Genomic DNA, 23745 nt, shown 5'->3' with positions numbered 1-23745 from the left:
TTGCCTGCACGACTGCGAGCACCGCGTCGCACACTGCCCGCAGCGCGGACTGATCCGCCAGGACGACGAGCAAGTCAAGCCAGAGGAATGCGCCGAATCCAGGGCGGAAGACCCTGACATCGACATTGCTGACCGGGCCGCGAGGATGAGAGTCGCCGTAGCTCCAGAGGGTTTGAAGCTGATAGAGGTCCGGGACCAGGCTGTCGGCCCACACTCGGCCACTGATGGGTCCCCCGCTGCCGTCTTCGGCGCGGGTAAAACCGGTCATCTTGCGGTCGACCGGGGCCGCACCCGGGGGCTGGACCAGGAGCAGCAACGCAGCCTCGGCAGCGTCGTGCCAGCTGGCCACCGCAGGCAGATCGGCCACATCCAGATAAAGCACGGCCCGAACTGAACAGGAGCCGATCTCCATCGGACCTCCCGAGAATTGCGAAGCGTTGCCCCGGGATGGGGACCTGGAACACGGTACGGCCCGCGTGGATCGCGCCAGTTGAGGACCTGGCCACAGCCCGCGTGGTGTCTCCTACGGGTCGGGATTGTCGGCGGTGATGGTGCCGACACCAGCTCGCCTGCACCGCGTTCGGATGCGGGCCCGCGTCCACCAACCGGTAGCCGTACGGCGGACGACCACCCAGATGACGACCCTGTTCCCGCACCTGCGCACTCATCGCCGCCCGCACCCGAGGCCGCGTCCGCAACACCTCCCGGCCACCCTTACTGAAGGGAGGAGGCTACGCCGCGCGGACATTCCGGTAGGGAGGCCGCGCGGCGTTTTGCATCAGTCCAGGAAAGATGCAGCGGCTGCACTGATAGCTGCTTGTCCGCTGTTGGACGGGTGTAGTCCATCAGATGCGTACAAGCCCCCACCAACACCTGCCGGTGAGCCGGTCGACGTCAAGTCGAGTAGCGCAACAGATGAATCTGCGGCCGCTACATCGCGGATGGCATCGACGAAGTCGCTCCATGTGTAGCCATTAATGGAGCCGTAGGCTGAGAAGTCCCAAGGGATCACGACCGCGATAGACGGTTGGTGGGTGGAGTGCGTACTCGCCTTGGAACGGATGCTGTCGATCATTTCTTGCAAGTTTGCAGTGACGCCGGCAGGGGTCTCCGAGCCGCTCAGGTAGTCGTTCGCGCCAAGTGCAACGGTTACCAGGTCTGCTTTTGCGGTCGCTGTGATCTCGGCCTGGTCCCACATGCTGGAGGTGAAGTCGTCGGTGGTGGCACCGGTGTGCGCGGCGTCGTACAGGCGGATGCCTTTGGTCTCATCGCCGTTGTACACCATCAAGCCTTCAAGATAACTTGTGCCTGATACGCCGGTGATAGTGACCGTATGCGTGCCGGGTGTTGTGAAGGTGACGTGGACGTGGCTGGACGGATCGTAGCTGCCCGAAGTGCTGACATTCACCGGCGCGCCGGAATCAACTTTGTAGCTGAAGGTGCCGCCAGCGCCCCGAGAGTACAAGATGTCAACTGATGTACCGGTGACCGTGAACGTTTCGTAGCCGCCGGCGCTCATGTTGACAATGCGGTTACCAAGGGAGCCACCCCAGTCTTCCCAGGTGTGGCTGCCGCCCGATGAGGTGAATGGCATCCAGGTTGAATCAGGGGCGTAGGTTGCGTAAAAAGATGGCAGATAGCCCGCGCCGCCCGTTACGCCAGTCGTCGGGTAGGTATTGCGCAGACTGCCAAGTGCTTTGTCGATCCAGCGATCGGGCCTGCTTGATGCGCCCTGACCCTCTGTGAAGGAATCCCCCCAGGCAACCCAGGTCGCTGGTTGCGAGTTGCGGTTTGCGACAGCGCTCCTCCAGCGTCCAAGGGCGTTGTCGCCATAGCTGCTGCCCGGAGGTACGGTGGTGCCACCGCCGACAGTAAAGGTTTTCGAAGCACCCGCTTGGTACCAGACGTTATTGACGCTGAGGCACACAAAATAGGTGTACGTTCCGGCGTCGAAAGTTTTCCCGGAGCCATTCAACGTCGTGCCGGTTGTGCTAATAGTATGGTTGGTGCGCTTATCGAAGTCCCAAATTCTGTCAGAAGCATCGCGCACACAGATACCGGCGTATTCGGCCGTTGCCTGTGGCGACGCCTGCACATTGGCGGTAGCCGTGACGTTAGTGCCGCTCACTGTTGCCGACATCGATGTCAGGGTAAATGTCGGATTGGCATGAGCTGCCTTGCTATGCGTGAATGGCGCGGCGGCTGCCGCCACCATCACAATAGTGAGAAATCCTTGGTATGCGTTTCTACGCACCACGTACTGCCTCCTGGCCATGGAACTTGAAATGAACTCGATGTGCTGGTTCTTGAAGAGCCCGACCCCGCCGCCACGACACCGCCTGGGTGTGTGGGACACGACGCACGTACGCCTCCGGGTCATCGAGCCGAGTCCACCGGTTCGCGGTACGGGCCAGCGATACCTGCACGAGATCCTCCGTATCGCGCCGGTCACCGGTCAGCAGGTACGCGGTACGCGCGAACGTCGACGTCCGTGGGCGAACAAACTCCTCGTAGCCCACCCGCCGGATGGAAACCTCGACCAGTCCGTTCCGCGACCCGCAGCTGGCCGAGGCGACAACAGAGGGCCTGTCGTGGTGCTCCATGGCTGCCCGGACGGCCGCCTCGCGGAAGCGCCACCGTGCTGGATTCCGAGTGGCTGAGGCATATGTCGAGGCAGCAGCTGACGGTCGACGACGACTCTGTCCAGATGCGACAGCACGTCCACCAGGCTTCCATGATCGCACCGTCGGCACGTTAACACAGTGGACGATCACAGCGACCGATCTCGATGAACAATCGGTCAGTCCAACTGTCAGGCGTCCTTGACACCGATCGCGACGCCTCATCCGGCGACCGGAACCGGCACCGCCTGTCGCGGGCCGGGAACCGGCGCATCAACCGGGTCCTGCACATCATGGCCGCCGCTACTACCGGCGCAAACTCGCCGAAGGTAAAACCACCATGCGTGTGTTGGAACGAAGGCCGGGGGCGGCGTCCCCGTACGCCAGGTCCGCCGCGCCCACGTCAGCGCTCTCATCGCACCGCCGATGTCAAAGCGTTCCCCGGCGCATCACACGCCGGCGCAGATTGCGTCCCGTGGCGACGGCCACCGCCGTGAGCACCAGCAGGACCACCGCACCCACCGCGAGCAGCACGGTGACCCGCGGCCAGCCGGGCAGTGGAAGATCCGGCGGGTACGGGCCGGCGAGCGGCAGCGCCCAGCCGGTGACCAGCCACGCGATCGCCCCGACCAGCAGTCCGATCACTACGGCGACAGCAACCAGTGCCGGGTACGTCCAGAGCATCGCCTGTCCGGCCGGGCCAGGACGCAGCCCCTGGTTCCGTAGCACGGAGAGGTCCTCGACCCGGCGGCGCCGGTCCACCGCTGCCGCCAGCACCAGTGCGCCCGCTCCCAGCAGTACGGCCAGAGCGCCGGTCAGCACGTGGAACCAGAGCGCCAGCGCCGGCCCCTGCTGTTCGAGGCGGCGGCGTACCTGATCGGAGTGGACGTCGGCGATGACGGTGAGCCCCTGTGCCGAGACCCGGTCCAGGATGTCCGGCGGCGCCGCCGCGTTGAGCCAGATCTGTGGCGCGTTGCCGAGGCCGGCGTTCATGGTCATCCGGTCCGCGTACTCGAGGTCGACCACGACGGCCCGGCGGCCCAACTGGGGCACGACCGGCAGGGTCCCGGCGTTGGTGACCAGCATGGGCTTGGCGTCCAGACCGCTGATGACGTCGTCGGCGAGGCGGCCACCGGCCACGACGACCGGGATCGGGTCCGGGGTACTGGCCGGCTTGATCCAGACGAGCGGGGAGACGCTTACCGATTCGTCGAAGTCGAGCCGCAGGCCGTTCGGCGCTTGCGCCAGCCGCACCTCCGGGCTTGCCCGCCAGCTGTCCGGGTCGGCCAGCCGGGTCGGCGGCAACACTTCCCGGTCCGGGCCGGTGGCGCGCACGCCATGGAGCACCACCTCGGCGGTGATGCGGGACGAGCCGGTCCGGGCGAGCCCGATGCCGTCGATCCGGCAACCTTCCTGGCAGACCGCGATCCTCTGCTGGTACGTGACCGGCCGGTTCTGCAGCTCGCCGAGCTCGATCACCGCGTCACCGATCCCGTTCAGCGACGAGACCGACACCTGGAGCCGCAGGCCTTTCGTGCCCGGTACCAGGCCGGACGCCGACACGTCGACGGCGATGTCCGGGCCGGGGAACTCCGGTGGAGCCGGCAACTCCGGGCGCACCCGGCTGGCGACCTCGGCCGGGCCGGGTCCGTCGCCCGGCCACGCCGCGACGGCCGCCAGCCGGGTGGAGTCCACGGCCAGGCCTGGCGCGGCGGCGGCGGAGCTGCCCGGGGGCAGCCGGATGACCGCCATGGCGAAGTCACCGTCGGGGTCGATCCGGCGCACCGCGGCCAGCAGCTGCTGGGGTTGTGCCGTCTGCACGGTGAGGACCCGGTCCGCACCGATGCCGAGGGTTGCCTCGACGGCGCGGCCGGAGGCGGCGGTGTCCACCGCGCAGGTCGCGTATCCGGCCACGGCCACGGTGGCCACCAGCAGTGCGAAGAGCCGGCCGGCGCCGGGCCGGCGGGCGAGCTGCAGACCGGCCAGGGCGACACCGAGACGGCCGCGGTGCAGGGCGCGGATCGCGTACCGGCTGATCAAGGGAAGCAGGGCGCGGGCGGCGAGCAGGCCGAGGGCGAGCATCAGGACGGCGGGTGCGAACAGGCCCACCCCGGTCAGCGAACCCTTGGAGAGTACGAGCTGGACCGAGGCGACGACGGCGAGGAGTACGGCGAGCGCGTCCGCCGCGATCGCCCACCGGCTGTTGGCGGTGGAGGGGTGCCGGCGCAGCAGTCCGGCTACCGAGCCGACGAACTGGCGGCGCTGAGCCGCCATCACCGACAGCAGCGCTGCCCCCGCAGCCAGTGGCGCGTGGCGCAGTGAGCTCCAGCCGGAGGGGATGCCGCCGTCCGGGAAGACGATCGCCGCGATCGCGTTGACCAGCAGCTGCCCGATCAGGCAGCCGCACAGGGCGCCGGCCAGGACCGCGACGAGGCTCTCGCCGGCCGCCAGCCACCACCGCGTCCACCATCGCGAGCCACGCAGCGCGACGACCGCCAACTCGTTCTGCCGGCCCTCGAGGCCGTAGCCGACGGTGAGGAAGATGGTGAAGCAGGCGAGCAGGATCAGTGGCACGGCCAGCACCGGCACGAGCAGCCGGGTCGACGACTGTCCGATGTCGATGCGGTCCAGCAGTGCCGTCATCCCGGTGTCGATCTGCACCGCCATGCCGACGTCGGCGGTGGTCTGATTCAGCTTCCGCAGGTCGGCCCGGAGCTGGTCGAGACGGTCGGGGTGCAACGCGGCCGGGCCGGCCCGGCCGTCCATCGCCAGCGTGATCCGGCCGTGGTCCATCGTCTGCTGCGTCACCGCGGCGGTGAAGATAGGTTCGCCCGGGCCGGTCTCCGGTGTCGCGGTGAAGTAGCCGCGGGCGCCCCAGAAGCCGGCACTCGGCTCGGTCGGCCGGTAGGTGCCGGCGATCAGAAGGCGTCGCGGCTTCCCGTCCGGTGTCCAGACCTTCCGCCGTGGATCCGGATCGGGCACGGCCGACCGCAGCTCGACCGCGTCGCCTGCCTTGAGGTTCAGCCGCTGTGCCGTGTGCTCCCCGAGCAGTACATCGCCCTCCGCGGCCAGGCAGCGGCCGGTCAGGATCTGCAGGTGGGCGCAGACGTCCTGGCGGTAGACGAAGCGCCCGGGGTTCGCCGCATCCGAGTCGATGCCGATGACCCAGTACTCCGCCGAGTAGACGTAGGTGAAGCCGGGCAGGGCGACCAGCGCCGCGGCCACGTCGCCGAACTGCAACCCACCCTGCTCCGCCTGGTCCGGGTTCTGGCCCGGGTCCCGGGTGTCGTCCTCGGTGGCGACGCGCTCGTTCTGCACCGCGCTCGCCACCAGGCCGAGCTCGTCGGGCGCGGCGGTGGCGATCTGCCCGAGGGCGACCGCACGGTCGACCGCGATCAGATAGGCCGGTGCGGCGACCGCGGAGGTGACCGCCAGCAGGCCGAGCAGTGCCAGGGTGACGGCCTGCCCGCGGCGGTGCCAGAGCATGACGAAGACCAGCGAGATCATCGACCGTCCTCTTTCGGATCGGCACCGCGACCGGCCGCGGTGCCGGCCGGCACGCCGCCGGCATGCCGGTCAGGCGACGGCGCCGCGGGCGGTGCCGAGCCGGGCGCTCGAAGGCTGCGAAGGAGCGGCAGCACCGACAGCCACCCGGTCACGCCGAGCACGACGAGGGCGATCAGCGCGGACAGCGCGAGCACAGCGCCGCTGAGGGTGGCCGGCGGCGGCAGCACCGCCCAGCCGTCGGTGAACGGTGGCACGACGATCCGGGTGAGCGGCCCGACCAGCAAGGCGGAGAACACACCGACCGACAGACCGGCCAGTACGAGGGCGGCCGTCCCGGCATGACCGGTGGTGACCGCCACGGGGGCAGATAGTCCCTGCAGGCGCAGCGCCTCGAGTTGCCCGCGCAGCATGGGCCGGTCGACGGCGACAGCGACGGCTGTCGTGGCCGCGGCGAGCAGTAGCGCCGCCACGCCGGCCAGCAACGCGAACTGTGCGACGGCCGCCGGTCCCTGGTGGCCGAGGACGACGGATCGTTCCTTGGCGCTGTCGTCCGTGATCACGGTGAGCCCGGCCGCGGTCAGGTCGGCCACCAGGCTCGAGCGGGCGCCGGCGGAGAGCCAGACCTGGTACTCCCCGGGCGGCTCGCTCTCACCCGCGACACGGCGGGTGGCGTCCAGGTCGACGAGGATCCCGGTCGTTCCCAGCCCGGGCAGGGCCTGGGCGGTGCCGGCGACCCGCGCCGGGACCCGGCCGAACGAGTTCAGCAGCGGGTCGGTGAGCCGCCACTCGGCCGGAGCCTCGCCGGCCAGCACCACCGGCAGAGGCATCGAGGTGTCGGACGCCCAGACCTCGGTGCCACTCAACGGCACTCCCAGCTCGTTGCGGTCGGCGGACAGCCGCAGGCCGTCGCCGGTCGTGGCGATGTCGATGGCGACGCCCCCGACGGCGGGCCGCCACCAGCCGATATTGCCGAACCGGGCGGGGTCCAGGATCTCCGCGGCCGGGCCGTCCTGCCGCAGGCTCTGCAGCGTCACCACGGTATCCGGCGGGAGTGGGCTCCACCTGCTTCGCCAGCCCGGCGCGGTCAGCCCCCAGCGGACCAGGCGACAGCCGGGCGCGGCGGCGCATCCGGGCGCCGGAGCCGAGACCGTGCCCTCCCCCGCGCCCAGAACACCGAAGTCGACCTGCACCGGCAGGCCGGTGCCCTCGTGCTGGAGCAGCAGCTCGACAGTGACCGGGGCGGTGCCCTCGTACCGCGTCCGAAGGGTCAGCCGGTCGCCGGTGACCACCGGCAGCGGTTTCACGCTGCCGGCCGCCGTCGCGTCCGGGAGCAGGCCGCCCGGCCCGAACTCGGGGCGCCACTCGGCGACCGCGGCGAGCCGCGTGGTGTCCACGGCCAGCACCGGCGGGATGGTCGTGGTGTCGGCGACCACCGCCATCGCCTCCCGGCCGCCCGGATCGGCCCGCCGGACCGCCGCGAGCAGCGCCGTACGGTTCGGCGCCTCCACCTTGAGCACCCGGGCGGCGCCCAGCTCCGCGGCGCTGCGATCGGCGCGAACGGTACGGTCGGCAGCCAGCCCGCCGGCTGCCGTGGCGAAGCTGGCGACCGCCACCACGATCAGGGCGAACACCCGGTCGGCGCCGCGCTGGCGGGAGACCTGGACGGCGGTGAGGCCGAGCCCGAGCCGCCCGGCACGCAACGCCACGTTGCCGGCCCGGTCGGCGACGCGTACCAGCAGCCGCGCCGCCAGCAGTGCCACGGCCAGCGCGGCGAGCGCGGGCGCGGCGGCCTTGAGGCCGTCCTCCGACCCGCCGGACCGCGCCTGGTAGACCGCGGCGGCAGCAACGGCGGCGAGCACCTGGTCGACCATGGTGGAGCGCCAGTCGGCGCGTCGCATCGCCGAGCGCTGCAGCAGCACCGCGACCGGCTGCCGCAGCACCAGCGCCTCACCGATGATCAGCACGAGCAGGCTGCCGAGCAGTACGGCGGCGACGGCGGCTCCCACGAGCAACAGCGCAGCGTCCCGGTCGCTCGGCGGCACCGCCCCGGCGAGGCCACCGGCGAGCAGAAGCCCGGCGGGCGCACCGACCAGCACACCGAGCACCAGCGGCACCAGGTGTTGTCCCCCGGCCAGCCGCAGGATGACGCCCCGGCTCACGCCGTGCAGTTTGAGCAGCGCCACGTCGGTACGCCGGTCCCGGCCGGTGCAGCGCCCGGCGATCCCGATCGCGAACCAGGTGAGGATCAGCGTCTGCAGGCCCGCGGTCAGAACGCCGCGGCGCACCGTGTCCCGGTCCCTGGCGATGCGCTCCAGCACCGTGTCGATGCCGGTGATCATCCGCAGCCTGTCCAGGCTCAGCCGGGCCTCGGCATCGGCCAGCGCGACACCGAGGCGCTGCGCGCCGTCGCCGCGGATCAGGTCTGGCGGGACCCGGACGTCGTACGTGAGCGTCGGCTCCGGGAACCGGTCGGAACCGAACGTCTCGACCGGTGTGAAGGCCGGGTCCAGTCCGGGGGTCTCGGCCCGGAACAGCGGATTGCTCCAATACGGGTCCGCGGGATCGCGCATCGAGTAACGGGCGACGACCGTGAACTGGAACGGTGTGCTCAACGGGTCCAGCAGGGTCAGTTTGTCGCCGGTTGCCAGCCCCAGGTTCTGGGCGGTGGCGTTGCTGACCGCGATCTGAAGCGGGGCGGACGGACAGGGCCCGTCGAGGCGGACGTGCTGACAGAGGTCGTCCCGGTAGGCGACCGCCATGGTCGCGTCTGCGTCGGCCCGGGTGACGGTCAGCGGCAGCCGGATCCCGCGCACCGGCTGGTCCAGTGAGCTGGACAACTCACCGGAGGCGACGTCGGCGAACCGGCCGAGCACGCCGGCCGCGTCGTTCCGGGTACTGGTCTCGGTCTGGATCGAGATGTTGCGCTGGGCCGCCGAGGCGGCGCTCAGCTGAGCCTCGGCAGCGCGGGTCGCGGATGCGTACGCATACCAAGGACCGGCGGCAGCGACGGTGGCGGCCAGTGCGGTCAGCACAAAGATCGCCAGTACCTGCGCGGTTCGCGCCCGCACCGCGTCGAAAACGAGCGCGAACAAACTACACCCTCCCCCGATCCACGGGCAGGCTACGCGATGGCCACAGCACGTGGGGGGCACTGTGGATCTGCGGCTAGCGCATCGCTTCCATCAGCGCCGTACGTACGGGTTCGTGGGCAAGAGGAGGCAGCTCCTCGGGCCGGAACCAGCGGATCTCGTCGTGTTCTTCGGGGGCGGCGTTTACTGGTGTCCCCGCCCACTGCTTGACAATCCAGGCGCTGAAGTGCACGGATTCCCCTCCGCGGCCCGCCTGCAACCGGCACAGATGGATCGCCGAGCCGGGATCTATCTGTACGCCCAGTTCCTCGTCCAGCTCCCTGGCGAGCCCAGCCAGTTCTGTCTCGCCCGTCTCCAGGTGCCCGCCGCCAAGGCCCCACACGTCCGGGTAGACAGGACGGTTCGGACTTCGGTGCACGAGCAGAATCTGACCTTCGCGGATCAACGCCCCCATGACGATCTGAATCATGGGCGGGATAGTGGCATGACCCTCCGACAAGAACCAGCGGGGCGGCCCGCATCGCCACCTGTTCCGAAGAGGAGGTCGCGGAGCAGGTTCGAGTCCTCCAGTGCGTCAGCCGGGACGCTCCAGTAGGCCTCGACGGTGATGGTGCGGCCGCGGGCGGTGTACCGGAACGGAACCGAGCCGTTGTCGTGCCAGTTGTCGCGGTGTGCGGAATCGACCTTGGCGTAAGCGGTGTCCATGACGATGCCGATCTGCTTCCCCTCGTGCCGTAGTGACCAGCCACCGAAGAAGGGGACGAGGTCGACGTCCGGACGGGGGCCGAGGAGGTCGAGGATGTGCTCGGCCAGGGCACGGGAGCCGGTCATGCGACGGCTGCCGTGGTGTACCGGGCGACGAGTGTGCGGTATGCCTCGCGCAGCTCATCGAGGCGGTCGGCACCGAGGGCGAGGGGGACGCCGTAGAAGCCGGCGAGCAGGCCGGTCACCGCCGCCTCCGGGTCCGGCGACGATGGCAGATGCTGGCGGAACAGATCGGCCTGCGGTGTCACGGTGACGTCGAGGGCACGCAGGTCGTCGAAGACGAGCAGCCGTTCGGCGGCGCTGATGTTCAACACGGCACAGATACCGCCACCGCGTGCGACCTCGGCGGTGATCTCGAACCACATGCGGGGCCCCGCGACGATGGACCGGGCCGTCTCGTCGAAGAACCGCTGGATGAAGTCGACGCCGTCCGACGCACCGTCGGCGGCCAGGACGGTGCCGATGCGCCACATGCAGATGTGGTAAGCGAGCAGGTCGGTCTTGGAACCGAAGTGCGCGAAGAACGTCGGCTCGGACACCTCGGCTGCCGCCGCGAGTTCCCGCACCGGGATGTCAGCGAACGCCGTGTGTTCGACGCGTTCGCGCAGGGCCTGCCACAGCCCCACCCGGAGGCGGGCCCGCTTGCGTTCGCGCAGCGGCAGCGCCGCGAACTGGTCGGCGGGAGTGGTCACGGCAGCGTCAGAACGTCGACGACAGCGGCGGCGACACCGGCTGACGAAGCCGGGTTCTGGCCGGTGAGCAGGCGGCCGTCCCGGCGCACCGTCGGCGTGAACGGCTCACCGACCTCTACCACGGCGCCGAGACTCTTGAGCCGTTGCTCCAGCGAGAAGGGCAGTACGGCGGTCGCGCCGGCCAGCACCTCCTCGGCGTCGCTGAACCCCGTCACGGTCCGCCCCGCCACGAGCGGTTCCCCGGTCGCAGTGGTCGCACCGAGCAGCCCGGCCACGCCATGGCAGACGGCCGCCACGACACCGGTGCGGCCGATCGTGCTGACGATCCCGGCGAGGGACTCGTCGTCGGGGAAGTCCCACATGGTGCCGTGTCCGCCGACCAGGAACACCGCGTCGTAGCCGGCCGGGTCGACGGACGTCAGCGGCACGGTGCCGGCCAGCACAGTGTCGAGGATGGGGTCGATGGCGGTGTCGTTCGTGCTGGCCGGGTCCACCGTCGGCCGCCCGCCGCGCACCGAGGTCAGATCGACGGCCAGCCCGGCATCCCGGAAAGCGCGCAGGGGGACCACGAGCTCTTCCAGCCAGAAACCGGTAGGCCGGCCGGTAGCACCGAACGTGTCGTGCGAAGTGAGCACCATGAGAACCGATCGCGTCATGATCACAGTATGCACAAAACCTTTAGCGGACACAAGATTTTGTGCATACGTCCCCAGCAATCAGCGCCCGACCACGAACAGCCCTCGGCCCGCCTCGAATCGGCGAGCGAACCTGCGGGCGTAGCGTGTGTCCAGTTCACCGCGTGGAACCAGCAGCAGCCCCGAACGTCCGGACGAGCCATGACCCGGCGGGTCAGGTGCCGGACCGTACTCGATCGGAACGACATGCACACCGGATCCTCGACGGGATCAGGCCGCGGAAGCCGAGCGACTCTGTCCAACCGGAACAGCCAGCCCGGTTCCGGCGGGGATGGTGGTGCGCGCAGGGAGGAGACCGACGGAATGCCGCGTGGCCGGGGCAGGCATCCGAGCCGGTCGGCCGGCGCCAGGTAACGGCTACGGCGCGGGCAGTGAATCGGCAGGCGACGGTCTAGAGTGGACTCGTGCTGGGAGTCGTCGCGGCCGCGCTTGGCGGTCCTGAGGTGTTGCAGGTGACCGAACTGCCCGAGCCCCAGGCGGGGCCTGGGCAGGTGGTCGTCCGGATCCGTGCGGTCTGTGTGCACCCGGCTGACCTTGCCGCCACGACCGGAGAGATTCCTCGCGGGCCGGTTCCGCCGCCGTTCTCGCCCGGCTGGGACATCGCCGGTGAGGTGGCCTCGGTCGGCCCCGGTACGGCGGATTTCGGGGTGGGTGATCGTGTCGTCGGGATGATCCCGTGGTACTTGACGCGGGGTACACCAGGTGGCTATGCCGAGTTTGTGGCCGCCGACGCGGACTGGCTGGTGCGCCTGCCGGACGAGCTCGACTTCGTGTCCGCTTCCACGGTGCCGCTCAACGCCCAGACCGCACACCAGGGGCTGTCACTGGTTTCCTTGGCCATGCTGCCGGCCGGCAGCAGCATTCTGGTCACCGGTGCCAGCGGCGGTGTCGGCGGCTTCGCCGTCCAGCTTGCCCTTCGGGGTGGCTACCGTGTCGTGGCCCAGGCAAGCGACGGCGATGAGCAATGGGTGCGCGATCTCGGCGCTCACGAGGTGGTCTCCCGGTCCGTCGATCTGGCCACGGTCGGACCGGTGGGCGCGGTGTTCGACGCGGTCCCCGTCGGCGAGGCGGCGGCCGCTGTCGTCCAGGACCGGGGAATCGTGGTGACGACCCGGCCCACACCGGCCATCGTTCCGGCACGTGGTGTGCGCCAGGAGCTGCAACTCATCCGGCACGACCGCGGGCTGCTGGCCGACTTGGTGGGGCAGGTGGCGGCTGGACAGCTACGTACACGCGTGGCGGTCACGATGCCGCTGACCGAAGCGGCCGACGCACACCGGCGGGTATTGGCCGGTGGGCTGCGCGGAAAGCTCGTGCTGACGGTGGGCTGACAGGCTGACGCCGGCCTGACAACGACGGTGGGCTGACAAGCTGATGCCGGCCTGACAGCCGACGGTGCGGGCTGACTGACGGTGCGGCTGACTGACGGTGCGGCTGACTGACGGTGTGGCTGACTGACGGTGTGGCTGACAGGGAGTGCGGCGGTGACCGAGCCTGCCGCGATGGCGACCGTCAGCTCGCGCAGTCACATGGAGGCGGAGGACTTCCGGTCCAGGTACGGATCGGCTTCGGCTCGGACCGTGAGACAGTCCGTGGCTATCGTGTCGACCATCGTGCCGGCTCCGTCCTGGCATCGGTAGCGAACCAGCGCCGCCCATTCGCAGGCACCCTCGACCACCCCCGCACGACGCGCGCCACTGCGGCGCACCCATACCGGGTCGCCCGGCCGGTACACCACCGCGGATCCGGAGGCTGCCGGACCCGGAGGGGGCACAGGGACGGCAGCCGGCTCGTACGTCTCGGTGTGGTCGCCGGTCTCGGTGGCCACGACCCAGGTGATACCGGTCTTGTCGGTGGTTTTCGCGTGCCGCTTGGCGCTGAACATGGCCTGGTCCGCGCGGCGCAGCAGATCGGTAAGGTCGCGGGAGGGCCCAGCCGGCACGATGCCGATCGAGGCGGTGACGGACAGGGTGTGGCCCAGCACGTTCATCGGGGGCGCGATCGCAGCGCTCAGCGAGCCGGCCACCTCGTGCCACCACGCCCCCGGGGCATCAGCGCGCGGGGCGCGGGGCAGCGCGGCGAACTCGTCACCGCCGAACCGGGCCACCAGATGGTCGCCGAGGCAGGCGACGATGCGCTTGGCGACCACGCGGAGGACCTCGTCACCGGCATCGTGCCCGTAGGTGTCGTTGATCGGCTTGAAACCGTTGAGGTCGAGGATCAGGACGGCCGACGAGCAGTTGTCGCGGCGCAGCAACTCCGGGGCGAGCGTGTGAAAGAGGCGGCGATTGGCGAGTCCGGTGAGGTCGTCGTGGCCGGCCATCCATCGAAGCGAGGCTCGCTCCTGCTCCAGCTGCTGAACGTGGGCCGCGAGTTGATCGATGCGAGCCTGGAGGCGGGCGGTTTCGGGCTCGGTCCCCGGCTGGGCGTCATCTGACAGAGCACCGCCGGTGCCGGCGGCGGCAGGGTCGAGGATCCGCATCAGCCGTCCTCTCAAAACTCTGGCGGACCAGCGGGAGCTGTCGAGCCGACGGCGAGGGATCGCCAAGCACCACAGTGGAATCATGGCAGCCGGTTCAGACGTGTGCAAGATTTCACGCGGACAACTGTCACGGTGACGAGATGCATCCGAAGCAGGTTTCAGCTACTTTGAGTTCGTGCAATTTCGTGGTGAAAGAGCCGCCCGCGTACGTGAAATCCGGATTTTGCACTTCGGGCAGGCATTAAGGGCCGTATACGGCCACTCGATCGGTGGCAGGCCGATTACCCACAGTGAGCAACTCCAGAAGGAGGGGCACTGATGAGTAGTGAAACTGGCTGGATCATTTCCAGCAGGTCGACAGGCAACGGGGGCAGTTGCGTCGAGGCTCGCCGTCAGAACGGCCTCATCGAGGTCCGCAACAGCAAGGCACGCGAGGCCGGCACGGTGGTGTTCACGACCGAGGAGTGGGCCTCGTTCCTGTTCGGCGCCAAGCGCGGCGAGTTCGACCAGCTCCTGACCGACTGATCACGCCGGCCCGATCACCGCGGGCAGCCTCCCCGGTCACCTCGAGCAGTTCTCAGTCCGTCACAGGAACTCACCGACCGGCACGGAATCCTTGCTGATGAGATCGAAGATCCGCCGGTATTCGTCTACCTCGACCTGTTCCTCCAGGTAAAGGGCACCGACGTGGGACTCGAGGTAGACCACGTCGGGGTCGTCCGGGTCGTCGAACTCCAGGATCCGGAACGCACCGGCCATCGCCGCGTGCGCCCCGACCGAGAACGGCAGCACCCGCACGTCGACCGTATCCTCCCGGGACAGTCGTCGCAGATGCTCGATCTGCCCCTTCATCACCTGGTCGCCGCCGACCGGCCGGGTCAACGTTCCCTCGCCGAGCACCGTCACGAGACGGATGGGTGGGTTGCGAGCGAAGAGCGTCTTCTGCCGCTGCATGCGGAGGTTGATGTGGCGCTCGGCGACCTCCGAGTCGGCCGGCTGCTCGGCGCCGAACACCGCTCGCGCGTACTCCGGGGTCTGCAGCTCGCCGGGCACGATCTCGCCGTCGTACCCGAACATCCGGGATGCGGACGCCTCCAGCCCGACGTACAGCTTGAACCACTCGGGGATCACCGGGCTGGCGTCCCACCACTCCTGCTGTGACGTGCCCAGCGCGAGGTCGGCGAGCGCGTCAGTGATGCTCTGGTCCGCACCGTAGAGCCAGCAGAGCGCGCGTACGTTGGCCCCGGTCACCGGCACCTTGCCCGTCTCGATGCGGTGCAGTGTCGGCTCCGAGATCCCCAGCCGCGCTTCCACCACATCCCGCCGGCTCATCCCGCAGGCCGTGCGCAGGCGCGTCAATCGCCGCCCCAACGCCCGCCGCACGACGCGTTGGCCTGTGACCGGCACGCCTTACCTCCGCCTTGCCAACCCCATGTGGACGGTGACGCAGGTTACCGTACCCGCAACGCCGCGTTGTCAACAGGCAACCCGTCGTTGCGGACCCAACGTGTTATGGGGACGAGCCGGTGTTCGCGGTGAGGCGCGCCCCGGCGTAGCGGCGCGCGGCGATCTCTCTGGAGATGTGCTCGCGGGATCCTGTTGATCAGCGGATGTCGTGTCCGGGATGCTCGGCATCGTAGGCGTCGCGGGCCCCGGCGATGGTTTCCCGGTGTGCCAGCGACCAGTCGGCCAGCGCCTTGACCAGGTGGGTGAGGCTCGCGCCGACCTCGGTGAGGCGGTAGTCGACCTGCGCCGGCACGGTCGGATACACGGTGCGCCGCACCAGCCCGTCCCGCTCCAGCCTGCGCACCGTGAGCGTCAGCATCCGCTGGGAGATCCCCTGCACGGCACGCTCGATCTCCCGGAAGCGGCGCGGTCCCCCGGCGAGCTCCACGATCACGAGTACGGACCACTTGTCGCCCACACGATCGAGCACGTCCCGGATCCCGCAGTCCTGATGCTCCGGCTGCCCGCACGGTTCGAGCGCGGCGGGGACGGTTACCCCGGTGTGCGTCACTGACACGGAACTGCCTCCTTGCGAGCCGGTGGTGGCCGGATCAGGATCTCTTACCGCGGCAACCGAAGAGAACCACTGCAGGAGGTATCCCACCGTGATCCTGGTGACCGGCGCGAACGGACAGCTCGCCTCCCTCATCCTGGTCCAGCTCGACGCCCGGGGTGTGCCGGCGGCCGGAGGCAGCCGTACCCCCACGGGCGACCAGCGCCATCTCGACTTCGACGACCCGGGTGGCCTCGACCTCACCGGAGTCACGACCCTGGTCCTGGTCTCCGCCGGCTACGCGGAGGACGACCGGGTGGTGGCCCGTCACCGGGCGGTCCTGGACGCGGCGGTACGCGACGGCGTGCGCCACATCATCTACACCAGCGTGACCAGCGCCGGCGACCACCTGGCGTTCGCGCTGGCCCATCGCGCCACCGAGCGCATGATCCGGCACAGCGGCCTGGCCTGGACCCTGCTGCGCAACGGACTGTACGCCGAGCTTTTCGGCGCCCTGCTGACGTGGACGCCCGACGGGCTGGAGTCGCCCTTCGGCGACGGCACGCTGGCCGCGGCGTCCCGGGCCGACCTGGCCGCCGCCGCGGCAGCGGTGGCGAGCACGCCCTCCACCCACGCGGGCCGGACCTATGACCTGGTGGGCGAGCCGATCAGCGCCACCGGCGTGGCCGCGCACCTCGGCGTCGGCCACCGCACGATCAGCCTGGGCGAGTACCGCACCCGGCTGCTGAACGACGGCGGCCTGCTGCCGTTCCAGCCACCGATGCTCGCCTCGATCGCCACCGGCATCCGGCACGGCTTTCTCGGCGGCACCGGCCCTGACCTGAAGCAGCTGCTGCGACGCCCGCCGTCGAACGCCGTGACCATCGCGGCCCGGACGATCGACGCCCTGCGCCCGGCAAGGACCGGGCCGGCGTGACGTGGCTCAGCGTCCCCGCTGCACCACCCGGAAGACCCGCAGGTTCGGGTCGGCCGCGATCTGCGCCTCGGTGTACTTGACGGTGTCCCAGCCCTTCCGCGAGTAGAGCGAGGTCTGGTCGGCGTACCAGGGTGAGTTCGGGTTCGCCGACTGCGAATAGGTGAGGATCTGCCGGCCCGACGGGCCGTTGCGGCCGAGCTCGACGGCCATCACGAACGACGATCCATGTACGACCTGCGGGTACCCCACGCCCGGCACGAGCGGGTTGGTGATCACGTTGAAGACGCCGGCCTCACCACGGCCGCCGTGGATGGGGATGCGTCGTTCGCCACGGCTGTCGGTGTGGATGTCACCGAACTTCGCGTCGAGCGGGATGCCGGCGAGTCGTTGCACGGCGTCGGCGAGCGCCACCCGTACCCGCGGATCTGTGGTGTTGAGACGGCGCGGGGTACGCACCGGGTCGGTGGCATCGAAGGTGTCGGCGAACCTGATTCCGCCCGCCAGGGCGAATTCCGTGAACAGGTGCGCGCCCCGGCTGTCCAGGTCGACACGCAGGTCGAAGCGGGACAGCGCCTCGCAGGCCGCGGTGAGATCGACGGTCGCGCCGTTCGAGGCGGTCGCGGCCGGCTGCTGACGGCAGAGCGCCACCAGGTCGTCGCGGACGAGTTCGGCGCCGTACACCCGGTTGCCGAACATGACCTGCCAGAGCCGGGCGGTGGTGAAGCCCTTGCCGGGCAGGCCGTCCGTGCCGGCGAGGCGCTGCTGGATCTGGTCGAGCCCCAGCCGGGTACGCAGACTGCGCTGGGTGCGCTCGTTGCCGAGGATCCGCGGGAAGCCCTCCAGCGGCGCGGCCGGGCTGGCCAGCCAGTGACTGTCGTTGGAGTTGGTGACGTAGTCGTCGCGGAACCGCACCGGCAGGTTGGCCGGGCCGAGAATGCCCGGGACCGCGGCGTCGGGGTCGGCACCGAGCCCGCAGTCCGACCGGGAGCCGTCCAGGACCGCCTGGCCGCTGGAGGCGTAGAGCGGCTGGAAAGGCGCCGGGATACAGGCAGCCGCGAGCGCATCGGTCACCCGCGGAACGACCGAATGATCACCGTAGAGCGCCTCGCCGCGCGCGTCGGCCGCGATCACGTTGACCCAGGGAAGGAACTGGTACCGGTCGAGGACCGCCTTGAGCGCCCGGACATCCTTGGCCTGGCCCATCCGCAACCACCCGTCGAAGGCGCGGTTGTTGCCCGCGTTGACGTCGGTGATGGCGTACGCGGTGGCCGGCGTCCAGTCGAAGGTGCCCGGCACCACGGCCACCGGGCCGTAGCGGGTGTCGTGGAAGGTGCGGCTGACCGCGCCGCCGCCGGTCTGCACGGTGACCGTGCGGGTGCGCATCCTCTCGGGCCGGCCGTCGACGTAGTAGGAGGTGGGGTCTCCCGGCACGAGACTCAGGCGGTGCCACACGAACCGGCGCGCGGTGGAGACGGTGTGGCTCCAGGCGACGGTACGGTTGTGCCCGATCTCGACGATGGGGTCACCGATCAGCGCCGCGCCTTCGACGTCGTAGCGGCCGGGCACCTTGAGGTGCATCCGGTAGAAGCGTTCGGCGCCCTGCCACGGGAAGTGCGGGTTGGCCAGCACCATCCCGTTGCCGTTCGCGGTGGCCTGCGCACCGAGGCCGTAGGCGTTGCTGCCGATACCCGCGCTCGCCCCGTCGAGGGCGGCGACGACCGCGGCGGCGTCCGGAGTCTCCGGGGCTTCCGCGGGCCCTGCGGCTGCCGGTGGCGTTGCGGCGACGATGCCGTCGAGCAGCGCCCGGGAGCCGGCCCGGACCATGCTGTCCCACGACGTACGCCAGAAATCCATCTCGGAGATCGGGCGCACCCAGGCCTTGCCGCGGCACGCCGGGTCGGTCAGGCGGTGCACGCCGGTGCGGCGCAGGAAGTGGTTGTAGCCGGCGACGAAGCCGCGGATCTGGTCACGGACGTCGTCGGACGGTGACCGCACACCGTCGCGGGGACCCTCGAGCAGCCGCTCGGCGACGCGGTCGTCGAGCGCCTTGCGGTAGAAAAGGTCGCTGCGCACGTTGGCGTCGTCCGGCCCGGCCGCACCGAACCACCGCGACCGTTCACCGTTGGCCGTCACCACACTCTCGGCAATGACGCAGATGTTGTCCTCGGCCTGCACGTACCCGACGCCGAACCCGAGGCTGCCGAAGTCATCGGCGGTGATGTGCGGGACGCCGTAGGAGGCCCGGCGAATCAGGGCCGCATAGCCGCCGCCACGCTCCGTGGCGGAAGCCGGTGACGGTACCACTGCGCTCGCCACGACCACTCCGAAGGCGGCCGCCGCTGCTTTGAGGCACACGGACAAGGACGTCACGGCAGCATCTCCCCCTTGATGCGATGCCCGGCGGCTTCATCGCGACGGTGGGAGGGCACCGGCTGATGCCGCGGCCCTGCCCGCTCGTCGCCGCCGAGCTTTCCGGCTGTTCCCCGGCGACTGCTCTACCGTCCACATACTCTCATCGCCGGCGGGACTGGTGAAGCAACCAAGCTCATCAATTCCACCGCGCCGGAAGCACTTAAATCCCACGGTGGATCGACGGAACCGGCACCGAAGTCAGCTGGGAGCCGCGCGCCCGCCGCATGTCTCATCCGCACGGTATGAGACGGCCGGACCGGCGCAGCGGTCACTCTGACTACATGCCTGACTATCCCCTGATCGCTGACCATGGCCTCATCGGCGATCTTCAGACCGCGGCTCTGGTCGCCACCGACGGCTCCATCGACTGGTTCTGCGCACCGAGGTTCGACTCGCCGAGCATTTTCGGTGCCCTGGATGACCTTCACCGTCGACATCGCTCCGAGGTTCGACTACGGACGTGATCCGCACAAGATTCATGTGTCCGACGACGGCGTGGTGTTCCAGGGCACCCACACGTCGATGACGGCCCACCTGGTGCGGGAACCCGGCGACGAGCGGCGGGCCCGCACCCTGGTGGACGCTGATGGCGACCTGCACGCCGAACTCCGGCTGGAGTCGGGCGAGATGCGCGGCATCGTCCTGGAGACAGGCGTGGCCGGGCCGGTGCGAACTGTCCGGGCAGCCGAGGCCTCGCAACTGTTCGACGAGACGGTGGCGTTCTGGAAGCCCTGGCTCCGGCAGTCGACCTACACCGGACGCTGGCGCGAGATGGTGAACCGGTCGGCGATCACCCTCAAGCTCATGACGTACGCACCCAGCGGCGGCCTGGTGGCGGCACCGACCGCCGGACTGCCTGAGCAGATCGGCGGCGAACGCAACTGGGACTATCGCTACACCTGGATCCGCGACGCCTCCTTCTCGGTGTACTCCCTGCTCGGCCTCGGGTTCACCGACGAGGCGGCTGCGCTCGGGCGCTGGCTGCGCGACCGGATCGACGAAGGCTCCGGCAGCCGGAGCGCCGGCGGCCCGCTGCGCGTCATGTACCGCGTCGACGGCTCCAGCGATCTGACCGAGGAGAACCTCGGCCATTGGGAGGGCTACCGCGGCTCCTCGCCGGTCCGCATCGGCAACGCCGCCTCGGACCAGCTGCTGCTCGACATCTATGGCGAGGCGCTCGACAGCATCTATGCCGCCGACCGGCACGGCGTCACCGCCGGCCACCACGGCTGGGTACGGATCTGTGAGCTGCTCGACTGGGTGACCGACAACTGGAACCAGCCGGAGGAAGGTATCTGGGAGACTCGCGGCGGCCGGCAGGAGTTCACCTACGGGCGACTGATGTGCTGGGTGGCGCTGGACCGCGGCATTCGCCTCGCCGACGCCCACGGGCGCCCGGCGGCCCTGGACCGATGGCGCCGCGAACGCGACGCCATCTACCACCAGATCATGGACCGCGGCTGGAGCCCGGCCCGCGGCGCGTTCCGGCAGCATTACAACACCGACGTGCTCGACTCCTCCCTGCTGCGGATGTCCACGGTCGGCTTCATCACGCCGGACGACCCCATGTGGACCTCGACGCTCCGCGTGATGGACGCCGAACTCGTCACCGACAGCCTCATGTACCGCTACAACCCTTCGGCGTCGCCCGACGGCCTGCGCGGCAGTGAGGGGACGTTCCCCCGGTGCACATTCGCCTACGTCAGCGCGCTGACCCGGGCCGGCATGCTCGACAAGGCCCGGGTCACCTTCGAGAAGATGCTGACCTACGCCAACCATGTCGGCCTCTACTCGGAAGAGATCGCCCTGACCGGCGAGCAGATCGGCAACTTCCCGCAGGCGTTCACCCACCTCTCGCTCATCGACGCCGCGATCGCCCTCGACAGCGCACTCGACGCCGTACGCGGCCCCGGCCGGTGACCGGCGGCCGCCGCCGACGGAGGCGGCCTTCACCCGCCACGGATGAGTTCGGCTCACCACACGTCACCGTGCCGGGCTGGCATGACCTGAATGTCGAGGTCCGCGGGCGTCGCGTCTTCGTCCGGAGGGGTCCGGACGTTGCCGGCACGGTCCCTCTCGTACACGTACACGGATTCGCGGTGTCCGGCCGCTACCTGATGCCGACCGCGGAAGCACTCGCCCACCGGGCGGCCAAGCCTGGTCCCCGACCTGCCCGGCTACGGCCGCAGCGAGGAATGGGGCCACGTCCTCGGCATCTCCTCGCTGGCCTGGGCACTGCTGGACACCCTCGACGAGCTCGGCCTGCAACGCGTGACGCTGGTGGGCAACTCGATGGGCGCACTGGTATGCCTGGAAGTCGCCCACAGCGCCCCCGAACGGGTCGCCGGCGTCGTGCTCACGTCGCCGGCCGGAGGCATCCACAACCAGCCGCTGACCCGGGCCCTCGCGCAGCTGGCACGTGACGTCCGGCGGGAAAGCCGCGAGATGATACGAGTCGTACTCCCGGACTACCTCCGCTTCGGGCCGGTGAACGCCCTGCATCTGTTCAGTGAGCTCACGCGATTCCCCTCGCTCGAACGCATCCTGCGCACGCCCGTACCCACCCTCGTCGTGCTCGGATCCCGCGATCCGCTCATGCCGCCGCTGCGGCGCGTGAAGGAGACCGGCCGCCTGGCACCGCCGCACGTGTCGATCGCGATGATCGACGGTGCGGCCCACGCGATGAACTTCAGCCATCCCGGCGAGCTCTCCCATGTCATCGGGAGCTGGCTCGCCGGCGGCGCCGTCACCGACGATCCGGATCAGCCCGGCATCGCACATGTCCTGCAGCTTGACGACCCGGATTGAACGCCACGGTGCGGCCCGGCCGGCGTCGTCACGGACGGGCGGCCGCGTCCTTCGGCCGCCGTGCAGATGTCGAGCAGACACCGCAGTTCCCTGGTCCGGGCGGTGCCGAGCGTGCCGCCCACCCCCATTGCCCGCCGCACATGCTGGACCGCGCTGCGGAACATCCCGAGAGCGGCGATCGGCGGTGTGCAGGGCACGCTCCGTCAGTTGATCTACGCCGCCCGGCAGGGGCACACCGCACTCGTGCTCTTCGACCACCATCTGGCGGTCGTGGAGGCCGAGCCCGACCTGCCCGCCCCCATCGAGCCGCACCCGGTTGCGCCGCTGGTGCACGGCATCGAGTTCCGCGACGTGTGGTTCCGCTACGGCGACGATCACCCGTGGGTACTGCGGGGGTGTCGCTGACCGTTGCGGCGCACCGGGCGACGGCGCTCGTCGGTCTCAACGGCGCCGGCAAGAGCCCCCTCGTCAAACTGCTGTGCCGGCTGTACGACCCGACCCGCGGAGCGACCCTCTGGGACGGGGTGGATCTGCGGATGATGCCGGTGGACGAGTTGCGCCGCCGGATCGGCGTGGTGCTCCAGGACTTCATGGAGTACGAGCTCAGCGCGCACGACAACATCGCCGTGGGCGACCTCGACGCGGTCGGCCCCGATGCGGTGCGGCAGGCGGGCTGCCACGACCGGATCACCGCCCTACCGCACGGCTACGACAGTCTGCTGACCCGGATGTTCGCGCACACCGTCGACGACAGTCCTCAGGCCGTGCTCTCCGGCGGCCGGTGGCAGCGCCTGGCGCTCGCCCGGGCGCTGATGCGCCGCGACCCAGACCTGCTGATCCTGGACGAGCCGAATTCGGGGCTCGACGCGCAGGCGGAGGCGGACATGCACGAGGCCCTGCGGTGGCGGCACTACCCGGCGATCCGGTGCCGGGCGGAGGCGGACGTGCACGAGGCCCTGCGGTGGCGGCACTACCCGGCGATCCGGTGCCGGCCGGGTCGGTTCTCGACGGCGTACGCAGTGTGCACGCCACCGTTCCCGTGGGCAGCGTCGTGCCGCTGGGCGATGCCGACGCGGCAAGCCGCGACTTCAAGCAGCTGGGTTTCTTCCCCCTGCACGCCGTGCTCGGGCTCGCCGCGCGTCGTGACACTCCCGGCGAGGTGACGATCGCCGTCGTCGAGTCTGAGGGGCAGGCCCCTCAGGACCGGCGACCTTGCCCTTGCAGCGGCGCCGTTCGGGGCGAGAAGAACAGTTGCCGCTCAGCCTGCGACTCGGCAATCCACGCCGCCTCGGATACCGCCGGCCGGTGTACGTTTTCCACGTCCCGCCCGACCCGGCGCAGTATTGAGGCAAGGCGCGAGCCGCGTCCACGATGACGGACGCGTCGCATCAAAACTCTTATCCTCCCCGGGATACGAATCGGCGTTGCGCCGCATTCGCGGCTCGGAAGGTAGCCGACTTCGATCTTCATTCTGCGCGCCACCGCAATCACTGACGCACCGATCGAGGCCGATTGATCAAACTATGAGAACCGGCCATGACCGGCAAGCTCGGTGAACAAAGCGCGGAGTGCGGCCTCATCATTGAGAAGTGGACGGCCCGCCGTCCGACGATCGCCGGGATCAAAGGGGACGAATGGTGTGTAAGCCTCGGGTTTGACCGAGTGTGCTCTTTCCCCGGTTCCGTGGAATCGGCATGCTGGCATACGCGATCGTGAGCGGCGCGCTGATCGCGATCGC

Annotated in this window: 19 protein-coding genes and 1 pseudogene; 8 read left to right on the top strand and 12 right to left on the bottom strand. The window is 69.8% G+C overall.

Going from position 1 to position 23745, the window contains the following annotated elements; all coding sequences use genetic code 11:
* A partial coding sequence (locus AB0G04_RS41070; protein ID WP_360995108.1) for a hypothetical protein occupies positions 1-412 on the bottom strand: 412 nt, incomplete at its 3' end.
* 366 nt (positions 413-778) lie between these two features.
* Positions 779-2257, bottom strand: a complete 1479-nt coding sequence (locus AB0G04_RS41065) for an SGNH/GDSL hydrolase family protein (protein ID WP_360995105.1) — start codon at positions 2255-2257, stop codon at positions 779-781.
* Positions 2258-2788: 531 nt separating this feature from the next.
* On the opposite strand from AB0G04_RS41065, the gene AB0G04_RS41060 reads away from it, so the two are divergent.
* Positions 2789-3118, top strand: coding sequence for a transposase (locus AB0G04_RS41060; RefSeq protein WP_360995102.1), 330 nt, complete (start codon positions 2789-2791; stop codon positions 3116-3118).
* Here AB0G04_RS41060 and AB0G04_RS41055 read toward each other — a convergent pair.
* The 6 genes from AB0G04_RS41055 to AB0G04_RS41030 form a co-directional block, all read right to left on the bottom strand.
* Positions 3051-6128: an FtsX-like permease family protein gene (locus AB0G04_RS41055; protein ID WP_360995100.1), complete on the bottom strand. Its 3078-nt coding sequence runs from the start codon at positions 6126-6128 to the stop codon at positions 3051-3053. The genes AB0G04_RS41060 and AB0G04_RS41055 overlap by 68 nt on opposite strands.
* The gene (locus AB0G04_RS41050) at positions 6125-9220 is read right to left on the bottom strand and encodes an ABC transporter permease (RefSeq protein WP_360995097.1); all 3096 of its coding nucleotides are present in this window, start codon (positions 9218-9220) and stop codon (positions 6125-6127) included. The genes AB0G04_RS41055 and AB0G04_RS41050 overlap by 4 nt, the downstream gene beginning before the upstream one ends.
* A 73-nt stretch (positions 9221-9293) precedes the next feature.
* Positions 9294-9686 carry an NUDIX domain-containing protein gene (locus AB0G04_RS41045; RefSeq protein WP_360995094.1) on the bottom strand — a complete coding sequence of 131 codons (393 nt, stop codon included), beginning with the start codon at positions 9684-9686 and terminating at the stop codon, positions 9294-9296.
* Entirely contained in the window at positions 9683-10048 is a 366-nt protein-coding gene (locus AB0G04_RS41040) for a TfoX/Sxy family protein (protein WP_360995092.1), read from the bottom strand. The genes AB0G04_RS41045 and AB0G04_RS41040 overlap by 4 nt, the downstream gene beginning before the upstream one ends.
* Complete coding sequence (locus AB0G04_RS41035) at positions 10045-10674, bottom strand: helix-turn-helix domain-containing protein (RefSeq protein ID WP_360995090.1); 630 nt, start codon at positions 10672-10674, stop codon at positions 10045-10047. Before AB0G04_RS41035 ends, AB0G04_RS41040 begins: the two co-directional genes overlap by 4 nt.
* Complete coding sequence (locus AB0G04_RS41030; protein WP_360995088.1) at positions 10671-11330, bottom strand: type 1 glutamine amidotransferase domain-containing protein; 660 nt, start codon at positions 11328-11330, stop codon at positions 10671-10673. Before AB0G04_RS41030 ends, AB0G04_RS41035 begins: the two co-directional genes overlap by 4 nt.
* 443 nt (positions 11331-11773) lie before the next feature.
* On the opposite strand from AB0G04_RS41030, the gene AB0G04_RS41025 reads away from it, so the two are divergent.
* Positions 11774-12700 carry an NADP-dependent oxidoreductase gene (locus AB0G04_RS41025; RefSeq protein ID WP_360995085.1) on the top strand — a complete coding sequence of 309 codons (927 nt, stop codon included), beginning with the start codon at positions 11774-11776 and terminating at the stop codon, positions 12698-12700.
* A 194-nt stretch (positions 12701-12894) separates the two neighbouring features.
* On the opposite strand, the gene AB0G04_RS41020 is transcribed toward AB0G04_RS41025, so the two are convergent.
* A complete protein-coding gene (locus AB0G04_RS41020; protein WP_360995083.1) occupies positions 12895-13851 on the bottom strand; it encodes a GGDEF domain-containing protein in 957 nt (318 codons plus the stop codon).
* A gap of 318 nt (positions 13852-14169) precedes the next feature.
* Between AB0G04_RS41020 and AB0G04_RS41015 the strand changes: the two genes are divergently transcribed.
* Positions 14170-14376 (top strand): DUF397 domain-containing protein, encoded by a 207-nt coding sequence (locus tag AB0G04_RS41015; RefSeq protein WP_360995080.1) that lies wholly within the window; start codon positions 14170-14172, stop codon positions 14374-14376.
* A 60-nt stretch (positions 14377-14436) separates the two neighbouring features.
* Here AB0G04_RS41015 and AB0G04_RS41010 read toward each other — a convergent pair whose 3' ends face one another.
* Positions 14437-15234 carry a helix-turn-helix transcriptional regulator gene (locus AB0G04_RS41010; protein ID WP_360995121.1) on the bottom strand — a complete coding sequence of 266 codons (798 nt, stop codon included), beginning with the start codon at positions 15232-15234 and terminating at the stop codon, positions 14437-14439.
* Positions 15235-15454: 220 nt separating this feature from the next.
* Positions 15455-15796 carry a helix-turn-helix domain-containing protein gene (locus AB0G04_RS41005; RefSeq protein ID WP_360995119.1) on the bottom strand — a complete coding sequence of 114 codons (342 nt, stop codon included), beginning with the start codon at positions 15794-15796 and terminating at the stop codon, positions 15455-15457.
* 175 nt (positions 15797-15971) lie between these two features.
* On the opposite strand from AB0G04_RS41005, the gene AB0G04_RS41000 reads away from it, so the two are divergent.
* Positions 15972-16787 carry an NAD(P)H-binding protein gene (locus AB0G04_RS41000; RefSeq protein WP_360995077.1) on the top strand — a complete coding sequence of 272 codons (816 nt, stop codon included), beginning with the start codon at positions 15972-15974 and terminating at the stop codon, positions 16785-16787.
* Positions 16788-16793: 6 nt separating this feature from the next.
* Here AB0G04_RS41000 and AB0G04_RS40995 read toward each other — a convergent pair whose 3' ends face one another.
* On the bottom strand, positions 16794-19157 hold the full coding sequence (locus tag AB0G04_RS40995; protein ID WP_360995075.1) for an acylase: 2364 nt from the start codon (positions 19155-19157) through the stop codon (positions 16794-16796).
* 323 nt (positions 19158-19480) lie between these two features.
* Here AB0G04_RS40995 and AB0G04_RS40990 point away from each other — a divergent pair.
* The 4 genes and pseudogenes from AB0G04_RS40990 to AB0G04_RS40975 all read left to right on the top strand — a co-directional run bounded on the left by AB0G04_RS40990 (position 19481) and on the right by AB0G04_RS40975 (position 23170).
* A pseudogene (locus AB0G04_RS40990) lies at positions 19481-21119 on the top strand (glycoside hydrolase family 15 protein).
* A 237-nt stretch (positions 21120-21356) separates the two neighbouring features.
* Positions 21357-22007 (top strand): alpha/beta fold hydrolase, encoded by a 651-nt coding sequence (locus AB0G04_RS40985; RefSeq protein WP_360995117.1) that lies wholly within the window; start codon positions 21357-21359, stop codon positions 22005-22007.
* Between the two features lie 66 nt (positions 22008-22073).
* Positions 22074-22412 (top strand): hypothetical protein, encoded by a 339-nt coding sequence (locus AB0G04_RS40980; RefSeq protein ID WP_360995073.1) that lies wholly within the window; start codon positions 22074-22076, stop codon positions 22410-22412.
* Positions 22388-23170 (top strand): ATP-binding cassette domain-containing protein, encoded by a 783-nt coding sequence (locus AB0G04_RS40975; protein WP_360995070.1) that lies wholly within the window; start codon positions 22388-22390, stop codon positions 23168-23170. The genes AB0G04_RS40980 and AB0G04_RS40975 overlap by 25 nt, the downstream gene beginning before the upstream one ends.
* Positions 23171-23745 lie beyond the last annotated feature (575 nt).

Origin of the sequence: Actinoplanes sp. NPDC023801, assembly GCF_040639655.1 — a bacterium.
Classification (GTDB): Bacteria; Actinomycetota; Actinomycetes; order Mycobacteriales; family Micromonosporaceae; genus Actinoplanes.
The sequence above is the reverse complement of the archived record's forward strand: the minus strand, read 5'-3'. Positions and strand labels throughout refer to the sequence as shown.